The sequence below is a fragment of the Dolichospermum sp. FACHB-1091 genome, assembly GCF_014697585.1.
Taxonomy (GTDB): domain Bacteria; phylum Cyanobacteriota; class Cyanobacteriia; order Cyanobacteriales; family Nostocaceae; genus Dolichospermum.
Map to the genome: position 1 here is coordinate 80,595 of NZ_JACJSB010000019.1, position 13,639 is coordinate 94,233.

Here is a 13,639-nt window from a genome sequence, read left to right on the forward strand (position 1 = left end):
GTAGTAAAACAAAGATAAAGTAAACTTAAATAGTAGGGTTTGTTAGCGTCAGCATAACGCACCGACATATAAAATGCGTTACGGCTAATCATTAATCTTTAAAGGTAACAAATATTCTCAAGCTGTAACACACCCTACTTAATATTTACTGTGGTTAATTTCCCATTTAGTAAGGTAAGAACATGACTAAAAATGACAAAATCAACTTCTCTACTCCCAGTGGTTTTCCTGAATTTCTACCCAGCGAAAAGCGACTAGAAGTACATTTACTAGATATTATTCGCAAGGTTTTTGAAAGTTATGGTTTTACACCCATTGAAACCCCAGCAGTGGAACGGTTAGAAGTGTTGCAAGCTAAAGGTAATCAAGGTGATAATATTATTTATGGTATCGAACCAATTTTACCACCAAATCGCCAAGCAGAAAAGGATAAATCGGGAGAAACTGGTTCAGAAGCTAGAGCTTTAAAATTTGATCAAACTGTTCCTTTTGCTGCTTATATTGCGCGTCATTTGAATGAATTGACTTTTCCCTTTGCTCGTTATCAAATGGATATGGTATTCCGGGGAGAACGGGCAAAAGATGGACGTTTTCGGCAGTTTAGACAATGTGATATTGATGTGGTTGCCCGTGGTAAACTCAGTTTACTTTATGATGCCCAAATGCCGGCAATTATTACAGAAATCTTTGAAAAAATTAATATTGGTGATTTTGTTATTCGCATTAATAACCGCAAAATCCTCACAGGTTTTTTTGAGTCTGTAGGAATTGCAGAACAGCAAATTAAAACCTGTATTAGTATTATTGATAATTTGGAAAAAATTGGCGAGGTTAAAGTTAAACAAGAGTTAGAAAAAGAAGGTATTTCTTCAGAACAAACGGAGAAAATTATTGAGTTTATTAAAATTGATGGCAGTATTGATGATATTTTAGATAAACTCAAACATTTAGCCGAAAATATTCCCGAAGCAGCACAATTTAATTTAGGGGTAACGGAATTAGCAACTGTAATTAATGGGGTGAGAAATTTAGGAGTTGCTGATAAACGTTTTTGTATTGACTTGTCTATTGCCCGTGGTTTAAATTACTATACTGGCACAGTTTATGAAACTACTCTATTAGGCCATGAAGCTTTGGGTAGTATTTGTTCTGGTGGGAGATATGAAGAATTGGTAGGAATTTTTATCGGTGAAAAAATGCCTGGTGTGGGTATTTCTATCGGTTTAACTCGGTTAATTAGTCGCTTGTTAAAAGCGGGTATTCTTAATACTTTATCCGCGACACCAACTCAGGTAGTGGTAGTGAATATGCAAGAGGATTTAATGCCTATTTATTTACAAATATCACAACAATTACGTCAAGGGGGGATTAATGTTGTAACTAACTTTGAAAAACGCCCTTTAGGTAAACAATTTCAAGCCGCAGATAAACAAGGAATTAGATTTTGTGTAATTATTGGTGGGGAGGAAGCAGCAGCGCAAAAATCATCATTAAAAGATCTACAAAGTGGTGAACAAATAGAAGTAAATTTGGCAGATTTGGTAGAGGAAATTAAACGGAGAATTGCTAATAATTAAACATAATTAAAGATTAGACCTCGACCAAATTTAACTATACCTTATGCAGAAACTCTGTAGAGATGTTATAGAAAACGTCTCTACATTCTCTAAATTGTAGAGAGAAAAAGTGTAGAGAGAAAAAGGCAATATAGCAGCTTTTAATCTAACTCTCTCCGTCCTTCTAATGCTCTGGCCAGGGTTAATTCATCAGCGTATTCTAAATCACCACCTACGGGTAAACCAAAGGCAATACGAGTTACTTTAGTAAAGGGTTTGAGTAATTGAGCTATGTATAATGTTGTCGTTTCCCCTTCGATACTGGGACTAATGGCTAAAATCACCTCTTGAGGTTTTTGTTCGCTTACCCGTCTGACTAAAGCTTGAATAGTTAACTGTTCTGGACCAATACCGTCCATGGGAGAAATTACGCCACCTAAAACATGATATTTACCTTTATATTCACGGGTTTTTTCTAAAGCAATCAAATCACGAGAATCTGCGACTACACAAATAGTGCTATTATCTCGCTGAGGATGACGACAAATTTCACATACTGGGTCTGCGGACAGGTGAAAACAAACTTGACACAAACCCACTTGTTTTTTTGCGTCAATAAGTGCTTGAGCTAAAGCTTCTACTTCTGCTTCTGGTCTTTTTAAGATGTGCAAAGCTAATCGTTGGGCGCTTTTGGGACCAACTCCGGGTAGCCGTTGCAGTTGTTCAATTAATCGAGCTAGGGGACGTGCGTAAACCGTAATTTTACCTCCGGGCTTTTTCTCTATTTTACAATAAATATGTTTTGCACCAAGGCACAAAGGAGCAAAGATGCAAAGTCTGAGCAAGTTCAACAAGTAAATATCATAATTATGATTTATGCGAAGAGACTCAATCTTTTATAAACTCTTTCAACAAAACCCATCTTTGTTGTTTGAACTATTGACAGATCCGCCGATTAATGCTGAATCTTATCGTTTTGATTCTGTAGCTGTTAAAGAACCGACATTTACAATTGATGGTGTATTTTTACCACCTGAAATTGATGGACAAGGAATAGTATATTTCTGTGAGGTACAATTTCAGAAAGATGAAGAATTGTATGAAAGAATATGTGCCGAAACCTCACTATATTTTTATCGTCATCGTCAAAGATTCTGTGATTGGCAAGTAGTAGTTATTTATCCATCTCGCAAGACAGAACAAAATGATATTTATCCCCATCGTGGATTTCTTAATAGTCCCCAAGTACATCGAGTATATTTAGATGAATTGGGAGATATTCAGAAATTACCATTAGGGTTAGGTATAATGTTACTAACTACCCTGGAAGAAAGTCAAGCTCCAGCCATAGCTAGGTATTTATTAAACAGAACCCATGAGGAGATTGTAACACCATCCAGTCAAGTTATTATAGAAATGATCACGACCATCATGGTGTACAAGTTTGAAAAACTGAGTCGTCGGGAGGTAGAATCAATGTTAGATATTACGCTCAAAGAAACTAGAGTTTATCGAGAAATTAAAGAGGAAGGAAGGGAAGAGGGAATAGAAGAAGGAATAGAACAAGGTCTGGAACAAGGCATAGAACAAGGCATACAACAAGCGACAATGGGTTTGGTGATTCGACTATTAACAAAGCGGTTTGGTAAAATATCTCAAAGAAAGATAAAATCTATTTCTGGTTTACCATTATCTGTTTTGGAAGAATTGAGCGAAGCACTTTTAGATTTTAATAGTTTAGCCGATTTACAATCTTGGTTATTAATACATACTCCGGTAAAAATTGACTAACTATGTATTCTCGGTTCTGGGTGTAAAGTTGATAATAATTGACTTTCCACCTCTGCTAATTCATCTAATCTGTCCATGACAATTTTTCGCTCAAAATAGGTATCAGCTAAAACCCAATATGTGCCAAAATGTCGGGCTTCTGAGGCCATTAAACTGCGGTAAAATTGGGCTAATTCTGGTTCTGGACAATTAGCAGCTAGAAGTCCTAAACGTTCATGACTACGGGCTTCTATCAAACCGGTGACGAGTAAAGAATCTAAAAATCTGTGGGGTTCTTGGCCGCGAACTTGGGATTTTAAGCCGGCACCGTAGGGGGGTGCGGATAGGGCTGCAAGTTTAATCTGACGGCGTTCTAGCCATTGGTTGACCAGTTCAAAGTGTTCTAATTCTTCACAAGCGATCGCTGTTAATTCCCTAATCATTTTATGATGAGAAGGATAACGAAACATCATATTTAATGCTACTCCTGCGGCTTTGCGTTCACAGTGGGAGTGATCTAATAGAATAATATCAATATTAGCGATCGCTTGCTCTACCCAAGCATCATTAGTAGGTTGTTTGAGAGCATTAATAGTGGGTAAAGGTGAACTCAGCACAGCAAAAATAACTCCGAGTTGAACAATTTAGCTAATTTATTTTACAGCGATTTTCTGTAATTGCTGATTTTCTTGATCATTAAGAAAACTTTTTTAAGAATCTCAATAACTGCTTGGTTTTTGGTGTTAGTAAGCTGCGACGATAAGCGTCTGCGGCTTTTTTAATTGCTTCTGCTTGGGTTGGGTAGGGATGAATTACACTACTAAGTTTACTTAAACCAATTTTATTGACAATAGCTGTGGTAATTTCCGAAATCATCTCACCAGCATGATTAGCAACAATGGTTGCACCGAGAATTTGATCTGATCCTTTCTGGTGATAAATCTTTAAAAAACCAGATTCTTCCTGATCTGCGATCGCTCGATCTATACTTCTAAAGGGAATCTTGATAGTTTCTATTTCTATCCCCAATTTTTGAGCGTCATTTTCATACATTCCCACATGAGCAATTTCCGGGCTAGTATATGTCACCCAGGGCATGATTAAACTACTGAGTTTAGATCGTCCCCAACCAAAGGGGGAAAATAGAGTATTTTTAATCACAATTCGCGCCGCCGCATCAGCTGCGTGAGTAAATTTCCAATTCATGCAGACATCACCAGCGGCGTAAATTTTGGGATTTGTAGTTTGCAAATAATCATTCACTTTGACACCCAAATTCTGATCATATTCTACACCTACTGCCGCCAAATTCAAATTTTCTACATTGGGACACCGTCCCGCACCAACTAATATTTCATCAACTGTCACCGAGTCTCGTTCACTATTCACAGAAAAATAGAGTCTTTTTCCCTCCGTTACTGTCACCACTTCTTCTAATTGACAATTTAATACTAAACGAATACCTTCATCAATTAAAACTTTTTGTAAAATTTCCGCTGCTTCCCTATCTTCCTTGTTTAAAATCTGTGAACCACGATCAAATAATATTACCTCACAACCCAACCTGCGAAATGTTTGGGCTAATTCACAACCAATAGGACCACCACCAATTATTGCTAATTTTTCTGGTTTTTGAGTTAGAGAAAAAACAGTTTCATTAGTTAAATAACCAGCTGCTTCAATTCCGCGAATTTTCGGTTTAATAGCCCTAGCACCAGTAGCAATTACAGCTTTTTTAAATTTTAATATTTTATGGGCAACTTCTATAGTATTATTATTTGTAAATTTACCATCACCTAAAAAAACATCAATTCCTAAACTTTTAAATCTTTCCACGGAATCATGATGACTAATACTAGCCCGAATCCGTCGCATTCTTTCCATAACTGTGGAAAAATCAATATCAAATTGTTGGGAAATATTAACACCTAAATCCTTAGCTTTCCGCATTTCCCCAACCACACGGGAAGAACGAATTAAACATTTAGAAGGTATACAACCAAAATTTAAACAATCTCCTCCCATGAGATTTTTTTCAATTAATGCGACTTTTAGACCTATATCTAAACCCGCAGCACCCGCAGCCACAACTAAACCCGCAGTTCCCCCACCAATTACTACCAAATCATAAAAATCAGCAGGTTGAGGATTAACCCAATTATCGGGATGAACATTTTTGAGTAGTTTTTGATTATACTCATCCATGGGACGAATTGTTACTCTTGGAGATTCGGGAATTGACATTTATTTTACCTCTAAATTATCAAGGATAAAGGATAAAGTATTTTTTGATTATCTAATCTTTATTTAAAAGATATATCATGATCAAAAATTTGTCAGTTTTGTATTTAACAAATCTAGAATATTTCGGAGTTTGAGAGATTAATCATTAGCAGCAAAGCACTAATACTTAAGTTGACTAAGCACTTAGGAAAATCATTCTAATATCTCCTCTTTTAAAGCTTTTTTAGCTATCTTAGTTACATAAACCGTAACCGCAATTGTGGCTATTAGACCAATAATTTGAATTACCCAATGGAGAATCATATTATCAGGTTGGCTCTTATTACCAATTAAAGCTAAATCTCCTGCTAAATGTCCCAGATAAACATACATAATTGTCCCTGGAATCATCCCGAATGAAGCCAAAAAATAGTCTTTTAAAGAAACACTAGTAACTCCCAAAGCGTAGTTTAATAAATTGAAAGGAAATAAAGGAGAAAGTCGAATTAAAAAGACAATTTTTAATCCTTCTTTGCTAACAGCTTGATCAATATTGGCAAATTTTTTGTAACTAGAAATTTTTTGTTTTACCCAACCTCTAGCTAAATAACGTCCTACCAAAAATGCAGCTACAGCACCCAAAGTAGCACCGATAAACACATATAAAGAACCCCAAATTACACCAAAAATTACTCCAGCACCTAAAGTCAGAATTGCGGCTGGTAAAAAAGCTAAAGTAGCAATAATGTAGATAGCAATAAATACTACTCCACCTAAAGCACCAAGGCCATTTACCCATTGTAAAGTATTTTGTAAAAATGCCAGGAAACTGGGAGAAGATGCTTTGATAGATTCCTGTACTAAAGCCAAATCTATTTCTGATAAAAATGTCATAACCATGAAAATTATTTACAATTTTGAAGAAGAGTACCAATTACGAATTTGATGTGGGGAAATCCCCAATAAATAAGCAATGATAATAATTTGATTCAGAATAGTAGTTTGCAAAATTCCTTTTTTTAACCATCTGCGCGGTGAAGTAATTACAGGTGTTGATAAGAGATGAATTTTGCCGAGATGTTTTAATTTTCTGATCATTTCAAAGTCTTCCATAATCGGTATTTCTGGGAAATTACCAACTTTTTGAAATACATTTTTAGTCATAAAAATGGCTTGATCACCATAGGGCATTTGTAAAAGATTACATCTCCATTTTACACCAAACTCGACAAAACGCAACCCCCAATGAGGTGAATTTATTTGTAAAGCAAATGCACCAGCCACAATTCCTGGTTTTGCTAATGTTTTCCGAATCATCTGCTCAAAATTAGTTGGTAAACGGGTATCACCATGAAGAAACAGCAAAATTTCCCCACTAGCAACCATAGCACCCATATTCATTTGATTTGCGCGTCCAGGGGGAGAGACAATTATCTTAGCACCCAAGGATTTAGCTATCAATAATGTTTCATCTTTTGAACCACCGTCAACAATTATTATTTCTATATTTGTGCTAGATTTTGTGCTATTAATTGTACTTTGAATATTATCCGCTTCATTGAGAGTGGGAATAATAATAGAAATTTGCTTTTGGTGAGTATTCTGATTAATAATTTCTTTCATGATTATCATCATTATCTATATTATTCAAAAGCCCACTTTTAACCATCATCTGCGGCCAAATTAATAGAAAAAACCCCATCCAAATTAATAGCGGAATAGCAACTAAAATTGTTAACCAAATAATTTTAAATACTAACCAACTACCACTAATTAATGTAATAGTAGTCATGATAATTGACCAAGGTTGACACCACCAAGGTTTATATTTCCAGGGGCTAATTGTTTGTTGTTCAGACATTTTTCTATGAAGAAATTTATGGATTTGTTTTTTAGTTTAGCAGGGAATGTCTATTTCAGGCTAGGAGGTTTTTTGAAAAGTTGTTAATATATAGGACTTACGCAAGATTCATGGAATAACGAACCACAGAGGCACAGAGGTCACGGAGAAATGAGGATTTGAGAGATATTTTGCGTAAGTCCTGATATATAAGTAAACCCCCATTCCAGCTAAAAAAGTTTTTCTGCTTCCCTCTTCTCTTAGAGGGTGTTTGAGAAGCTTATGGCGATTATAAATCGCTACTACACAAACAAGATTCACGCAGGTGGGTTTCGCTTGTGTAGAGGCGGTTTCTAACCGTCCAGATATTAGGTAGTGACTATAAAAGTTTTTTATGTGAAAATTGATCCAAGTATTTTAGGAGTTAGAAAAAATGGCTTGGGTCCGAGGTGATCAATTACAAAATGGAAGATATACCATTGAGAAAGAGCTAAAAACAGGACGTTTTGGCGTTAATTATATTGCTAAAAATAGACAGGATGATCTTCTGCTGCTGAAAACTTTAGATGTTAATTCACTTACATCTCTTAGTGAATCAGATAAGGAACGCTTAGAAACTATGTTTATGAAAGAAGCGGTAAAACTTACCCTTTGTCAACATGAACATATTGTCAAATTTTACGAACCTTTTAAAGAAGCAGGTTATTCATGTTTGGTAATGGAATATATTCCAGGAAAAACTTTAGATCAACTAGGAAAAATTTCTCCAGAACAAGCATTAATTTATATTCAACAAATTGGCGCGGCTTTAACAATTGTACATCAACATAATCTAATTCATGGAGATGTACAGCCAGAAAATATTATTTTACGTGCGGGAAAATCTGAAGCTGTATTAATTGATTTTGATTTAGTTTTAGATTTTGATCATGAATTAACGACGCGACGAGTTAAAGAAAGTGACGAAAGTTTTGCATCTCTTGAACTTTGCACTAGAAATACTAAACCAACCGCAGCCAGTGATATTTATTCCTTAGCTGCAACTTTTTATTATGCTATAACTGGTCAATTTCCTGAAACTGCTTTAAAACGTAAAATTGACAATAAGCGTTTAATACCACCGCAAGAGCTTATTTCTGGTATCAGCAATGAATTAAATCTAGCAATTCTTAAAGGAATGGAATTAGAAGCCAAAAACAGACCAGAATTAATAGAATTATGGCTAAAACTATTAAATAGCAATTCTTACAATGCTAATGCAGAAGGTCAAAATGCCAATGCAAACGGTCAAAATGTCAATGCAAAAGGTCAAAATACTAATGCAGGAAGTCACAATAATAACGGAACGAAAAACAAACCTTCTGTAAATTGGGATAAAAGAATGCAGATTTTAACATTAGTTATAACTGCAATTGCAGCTTTTGGGGCTTTACTTCAAGGTATAGCTAGTTGGAACAGTCAAACAACACCACCTCCCAATCCTACTTCTACCAAAAAATAAACAGTTTTCAATAAATAGCTTTTTTAATTTAATGAAATACAAAGTTATCTGTGTTTATCTGCGTTTATCTGCGTTTAATTCTTTTTTGTATTTTACTTAAATAAGAATTGCTGTAATTTGCTACTCAAAATTAGTATTAATTTGTAAATCAGAGGTGTTTATGACTTGGGTAACAGGACAAAAATTACAAAATGGTAAATATATAATTCAGCAAGTTCTCGGACAAGGAGGATTTGGAATTACTTACCGAGCATTACAAGTTAATTTAAATCGGTCAGTTGTTATTAAAACACCTAATGAATATCTGCAACATGATCCAGATTATGAAAAATATATAGAAAAATTTATTGCAGAAGGACAAATATTAGCAGAGTTATCTAAAGATCCTCATCCTCATATTGTTGGGGTAATTGAACTATTTCAGGAAGGTAATACCCATTGTCTAGTTATGGAGTTTATACCAGGGGAAAATTTGTCTCAGGTAATTAAGCGTAGGGGAGCATTACCAGAAGCAGAGATTGTAAATTATATTCTCCAAATTGGAGAAGCTTTGATAAAAGTACATGAAGCAGGTTTAGTGCATAGAGATGCTCACCCTAGAAATATCATGATACGAAATAATAGTAAAGCAGTTTTAATTGATTTTGGCATTGCTAAAGAAATAATTTTTTTAAGTAGAACATTGACAGATAGAGATGCTAATAGGGAATTTGCACCTTATGAACAGATATCTAAAGGAAGTAGAGATCCACGAGTAGATATTTACTGTTTAGCTGCTAGTCTTTATTATGGAGTAACTGGTCAATACCCGACAAATTCTTTAGCTCGTAAAGTTGGTACAGGGCGATTAATTCCACCGCAAAAAATTATTTCTGGTATCAGCAAGGAATTAAATCAAGCAATTCTTAAAGGAATGGCGTTAGAAGCAAAAGACCGACCAAAATTAATGCAGTTATGGCTAGAAATGCTAAATTATAATTATCAAATTCCTAATAAAAAGAAAAAAGTTAGTAATGTAATATTAAATATTGTTAGTCTTGGAAAAAACATTGTTAATGTAATAATAAAATTTATTAATAGAGACAAAAACATTGTTAATGTAACAATAAAAATTGTTAATGCAGGAACAAACATTGTTAATGCAGTGTTAATTAGAAATACTGACAAGTCAAAAGTTGTTTATCCTGACCGTAAACCAGCTAGAACAATTCCTTGGGTTTCGTTGACTATATTATTATTGACTTATTGTATAATTGGCTATAGCCTAACCGCCGTTAGTGCTGTGGCTATGGCTTGGGCTGTGGCTGTGGCTATGACTACGGCTGCGGCTGTGGACCAGGATATGACTTGGGCTGTGGTTGGGGCTGTGACTGCGACTGTAGTTGGGGCTGTAGCTATGGCTGTAGCTGCAACTGCGGGTGTGGCTGTGTTTACTCTTGCGGTTGTGGTTGGGGGTATAGCTATGAGTGTGGCTGTTCCTGCTCTTGCGGTTAAGGCTATCGTTGGGGATAAATTAGAAAAATCCTTTAGTAAGTTTCATGCTTTTCTGATTTTGACTGGCACTTCCAATATCGGTTTAGGTTTAGGATGGATAGTAAAAGTTATTATGTCCTCCTAATAGTGTGAGGTTTATTCTAGTTTAGCAAAATTAGCAATAGTAAGAGACAACGACTGAATTTAAATATGCGTGATATCAAAATCCTTGTAGAGACGTGACCTGGGTAGGGATTCTCGGCTCTACAATCTTTACCGGATATGTCTATTTTTTAGCGATCGCTGTGTGAAAAAGATCCCGTCAGGGTTTCCATAGCAGAAAAATTTAGATACAATTGACAAACTAAACACAATCCTGACTTAACCAAAATGACAAGTACCACCACCCCTACCCTCAAACTCCCCGAACTCCTAGCACCTGCGGGTAACTGGGAGTGCGCGAAAGCAGCCGTAGAAAATGGTGCAGATGCGATTTATTTTGGTTTAGAAAAATTTAACGCCAGAATGCGGGCTGAAAATTTCACAGCAGCAGATTTACCGGAATTAATGGAATTTCTGCACCTGCGGGGAGTCAAAGGCTATATCACTCTGAATACCCTGATTTTTCCCCAGGAACTAACGGAAGCACAGCAATACCTCAAAACTATCATTTCTGCTGGTGTGGATGCTGTCATCGTTCAGGACGTGGGTATTTGTCGTCTAATTCGTCATCTTTCCCCGGACTTTCCCATTCACGCTTCAACGCAAATGACTATAACCAGCGCTGCGGGGGTACAATTCGCTAAATCTTTGGGTTGTCAACTAGTAGTTTTAGCGCGGGAATGTTCAATTTTAGAAATTAATAAAATTCAAGCACAAATATTATCAAAAAATACTGCTTTACCCTTAGAGGTTTTCGTTCACGGTGCTTTGTGCGTCGCATATTCTGGACAATGTTTAACCAGCGAAGCATTAGGAGGACGTTCCGCAAATCGAGGAGAATGCGCTCAAGCTTGCAGAATGCCTTATGATTTAATTACTAATGGGGAAGTTGTGAATTTAGGTAATCGCAAATATTTATTAAGTCCTCAAGATTTAGCAGGTTTGGAAGTTTTACCAGAATTAGTCAAATCTGGAATTACTTCTTTAAAAATTGAAGGACGTTTAAAAGCACCAGAATATGTTGCTAATGTAACTCGCGTTTATCGTCAAGCCTTAAATCAAATTATCACAACTAACATAGAGACATTTTCTCACAGAGAAAAAGACCAATATAATTTAGAAATGGCATTTTCTCGCGGACTATATACAGGTTGGTTTGAGGGAATCAATAATCAGGAGTTAGTACATGGAAGATTTGGTAAAAAACGGGGTGTTTATTTAGGAGAAGTGACTCGGATTAGAAATGCAGAAATAACAGTCAAATTAGCAGCACCCGTTAAACCGGGAGATGGGATTGTTTTTGATTGTGGACACCCAGAAAGGAAAGAAGAAGGGGGAAGAATATATGCAGTTATCCCCAATGGTCAAGATACAATATTAACCTTTGGGAGAAATGATTTAAATTTCCATAGTATCCATATAGGTGATAAAGTTTGGAAAACCAACGACCCAGAATTAGATAAACAAATTCGTCAAAGTTATACCGGAGAAAATCCCCAATTTACCAGACCGATTAATATAGAAGTATATGGAGAAATTGGAGAAAAATTAATAGCTGTATGTGGTGATGAATTGGGTAATATTGTTCAGGTAGAATCAGAAATATTTATAGTCGAAGCACATACCAAACCTCTCTCTAAAGAAAGATTAAAAGAACAATTTGGCCGCTTAGGAAATACACCTTTTCATTTAGATAATTTCATAGATCATCTCAACGGTAAAATCATGTTACCGGTGAGTGAATTAAACCGAATGCGTCGGGAAATAGTCAGGAAATTAGAAGAATTGAGAAGTAAACCCAAACTGTGGGAATTAAATCATCACGCAAAATGGCAAGATCTAATTATTCCTAAGTCTACTATTTCTAAATCTACAGATGTTTCCGCGTCTCCTTCCTTGATTGTTTTAGTCAGAAACATCGCACAATTAAAAGCAGTATTAACAGCAAATATCAAAACCATATATTGTGAATTTGAAGATCCACGCAACTATAAAGCAGCGGTAAAAATGGTGCGAGAATCTCAAGCAGAAATCAGCATTTTCGTTACACCACCTCGCATAACCAAACCCGGAGAAACCTGGATTTTAAAACAAGTTCACGCTTGTCAAGCTGATGGTTATTTAATCAGAAATTATGATCAATTAGAATATTTTACCACAGAAAGATGTATTGGTGATTTCTCTCTAAATATTGCTAATCCCTTAACCGCAGATTACTTTAAAAACCGCTTTAATTTAGAAAGATTAACAGCATCTTACGACCTAAATATTAACCAACTTGAACATTTAATTACCAATTATCCAGCGTCAAACTTTGAAGTCACAATACATCAACATATTCCCATGTTTCACATGGAACATTGTGTATTTTGTGCCTTTCTATCTACAGGAACAGATTACACCAATTGCGGTAGACCTTGCGAAACACAAGCAGTTACAATCAGAGATAGGGTGGGTAGTGAACACATTCTCAAAGCAGACGCAGGATGTAGAAATACAGTATATAATAGCATGGCACAGACCGGCGCGGAATATGTACAACGTTTGATAGAATTGGGTTTACAGCACTTCCGCATTGAATTTGTCAACGAAACACCGGAACAAGTACAAAAAACGATACAAAGTTATCAAAAATTACTTCAAGGGGAAATGACGGGTTCACAACTGTGGCAGAAATTAAAATTACAAAATCAATTAGGTGTGACTCGTGGTGCTTTAGGAGCAGGGGGTTTTCATTTTCTAAATTCTAGCAGAAGAAAGAGCGAAACTTTTACTATTATTCGCTCTTTTTTCCGTTCATAATCTATTGAGCAATTATTTTATTTTATCATTAGGTATTCCCTAGTTATTTTGACAGCAAAAAAACTCTCATTGCTTGATATACAATAAGTTCAGGTCTTTTTTATTTTTTTGTCTTCGATATTTTTGGCAATAAATGTTTTCTAATTACCATCAAAACCGTCAACTAACAACATTTTTTCCCATTTTTTTCCTAACCATAACTGTCCATCTTTTATTGATATAAAACCACAACTTCTGTAAACATTCAAAATTAGTGTTACTAATAAGGAGAACTTTCCGGCTACTTCTTTATTTTTTATCCTTGATTTATCT

Annotated in this window: 11 protein-coding genes; 5 read left to right on the plus strand and 6 right to left on the minus strand. The window is 35.6% G+C overall.

The features are described 5' to 3' along the window. Window positions 1-182: 182 nt before the first annotated feature. Window positions 183-1,577 (plus strand): histidine--tRNA ligase, encoded by a 1,395-nt coding sequence (gene hisS, locus H6G25_RS13645; protein WP_190392935.1) that lies wholly within the window; start codon window positions 183-185, stop codon window positions 1,575-1,577. Window positions 1,578-1,717: 140 nt separating this feature from the next. Here the strand turns inward: hisS and recR are convergent, their stop codons facing one another. Next, window positions 1,718-2,317 carry a recombination mediator RecR gene (gene recR / locus H6G25_RS13650; protein WP_190392953.1) on the minus strand — a complete coding sequence of 200 codons (600 nt, stop codon included), beginning with the start codon at window positions 2,315-2,317 and terminating at the stop codon, window positions 1,718-1,720. A gap of 115 nt (window positions 2,318-2,432) precedes the next feature. Between recR and H6G25_RS13655 the strand changes: the two genes are divergently transcribed. Further along, window positions 2,433-3,347, plus strand: a complete 915-nt coding sequence (locus H6G25_RS13655) for an Rpn family recombination-promoting nuclease/putative transposase (RefSeq protein ID WP_190392936.1) — start codon at window positions 2,433-2,435, stop codon at window positions 3,345-3,347. On the opposite strand, the gene miaE is transcribed toward H6G25_RS13655, so the two are convergent. The 5 genes from miaE to H6G25_RS13680 form a co-directional block, all read right to left on the minus strand. Next, a complete protein-coding gene (miaE, locus tag H6G25_RS13660; RefSeq protein WP_190392937.1) occupies window positions 3,344-3,943 on the minus strand; it encodes a tRNA isopentenyl-2-thiomethyl-A-37 hydroxylase MiaE in 600 nt (199 codons plus the stop codon). The genes H6G25_RS13655 and miaE overlap by 4 nt on opposite strands. A gap of 79 nt (window positions 3,944-4,022) precedes the next feature. Further along, window positions 4,023-5,570 carry a mercuric reductase gene (locus tag H6G25_RS13665; protein WP_190392938.1) on the minus strand — a complete coding sequence of 516 codons (1,548 nt, stop codon included), beginning with the start codon at window positions 5,568-5,570 and terminating at the stop codon, window positions 4,023-4,025. Between the two features lie 192 nt (window positions 5,571-5,762). After that, window positions 5,763-6,449, minus strand: a complete 687-nt coding sequence (locus tag H6G25_RS13670) for a TVP38/TMEM64 family protein (RefSeq protein ID WP_190392939.1) — start codon at window positions 6,447-6,449, stop codon at window positions 5,763-5,765. A gap of 9 nt (window positions 6,450-6,458) precedes the next feature. After that, entirely contained in the window at window positions 6,459-7,172 is a 714-nt protein-coding gene (locus H6G25_RS13675; protein ID WP_190392940.1) for a TIGR04283 family arsenosugar biosynthesis glycosyltransferase, read from the minus strand. Further along, window positions 7,156-7,410, minus strand: a complete 255-nt coding sequence (locus tag H6G25_RS13680; RefSeq protein ID WP_190392941.1) for a DUF6737 family protein — start codon at window positions 7,408-7,410, stop codon at window positions 7,156-7,158. Before H6G25_RS13680 ends, H6G25_RS13675 begins: the two co-directional genes overlap by 17 nt. A 412-nt stretch (window positions 7,411-7,822) precedes the next feature. Between H6G25_RS13680 and H6G25_RS13685 the strand changes: the two genes are divergently transcribed. The 3 genes from H6G25_RS13685 to H6G25_RS13695 all read left to right on the plus strand — a co-directional run bounded on the left by H6G25_RS13685 (window position 7,823) and on the right by H6G25_RS13695 (window position 13,327). Then, a complete protein-coding gene (locus tag H6G25_RS13685; protein WP_190392942.1) occupies window positions 7,823-8,890 on the plus strand; it encodes a serine/threonine-protein kinase in 1,068 nt (355 codons plus the stop codon). A gap of 160 nt (window positions 8,891-9,050) precedes the next feature. Beyond that, window positions 9,051-10,508, plus strand: coding sequence for a serine/threonine-protein kinase (locus H6G25_RS13690; protein WP_190392943.1), 1,458 nt, complete (start codon window positions 9,051-9,053; stop codon window positions 10,506-10,508). Between the two features lie 245 nt (window positions 10,509-10,753). Then, window positions 10,754-13,327 (plus strand): U32 family peptidase, encoded by a 2,574-nt coding sequence (locus H6G25_RS13695; RefSeq protein ID WP_242034962.1) that lies wholly within the window; start codon window positions 10,754-10,756, stop codon window positions 13,325-13,327. The last annotated feature ends 312 nt before the right edge of the window (window positions 13,328-13,639 follow it).

Bases quoted from the DNA above. Each gene is read 5' to 3' on its own strand.
- hisS (WP_190392935.1), top strand. From the start codon at position 183: ATGACTAAAAATGACAAAATCAACTTCTCTACTCCCAGTGGTTTTCCT.
- H6G25_RS13655 (WP_190392936.1), top strand. From the start codon at position 2,433: ATGCGAAGAGACTCAATCTTTTATAAACTCTTTCAACAAAACCCATCT.
- H6G25_RS13665 (WP_190392938.1), bottom strand. From the start codon at position 5,570: ATGTCAATTCCCGAATCTCCAAGAGTAACAATTCGTCCCATGGATGAG.
- H6G25_RS13670 (WP_190392939.1), bottom strand. From the start codon at position 6,449: ATGGTTATGACATTTTTATCAGAAATAGATTTGGCTTTAGTACAGGAA.
- H6G25_RS13675 (WP_190392940.1), bottom strand. From the start codon at position 7,172: ATGAAAGAAATTATTAATCAGAATACTCACCAAAAGCAAATTTCTATT.
- H6G25_RS13680 (WP_190392941.1), bottom strand. From the start codon at position 7,410: ATGTCTGAACAACAAACAATTAGCCCCTGGAAATATAAACCTTGGTGG.
- H6G25_RS13685 (WP_190392942.1), top strand. From the start codon at position 7,823: ATGGCTTGGGTCCGAGGTGATCAATTACAAAATGGAAGATATACCATT.
- H6G25_RS13690 (WP_190392943.1), top strand. From the start codon at position 9,051: ATGACTTGGGTAACAGGACAAAAATTACAAAATGGTAAATATATAATT.
- H6G25_RS13695 (WP_242034962.1), top strand. From the start codon at position 10,754: ATGACAAGTACCACCACCCCTACCCTCAAACTCCCCGAACTCCTAGCA.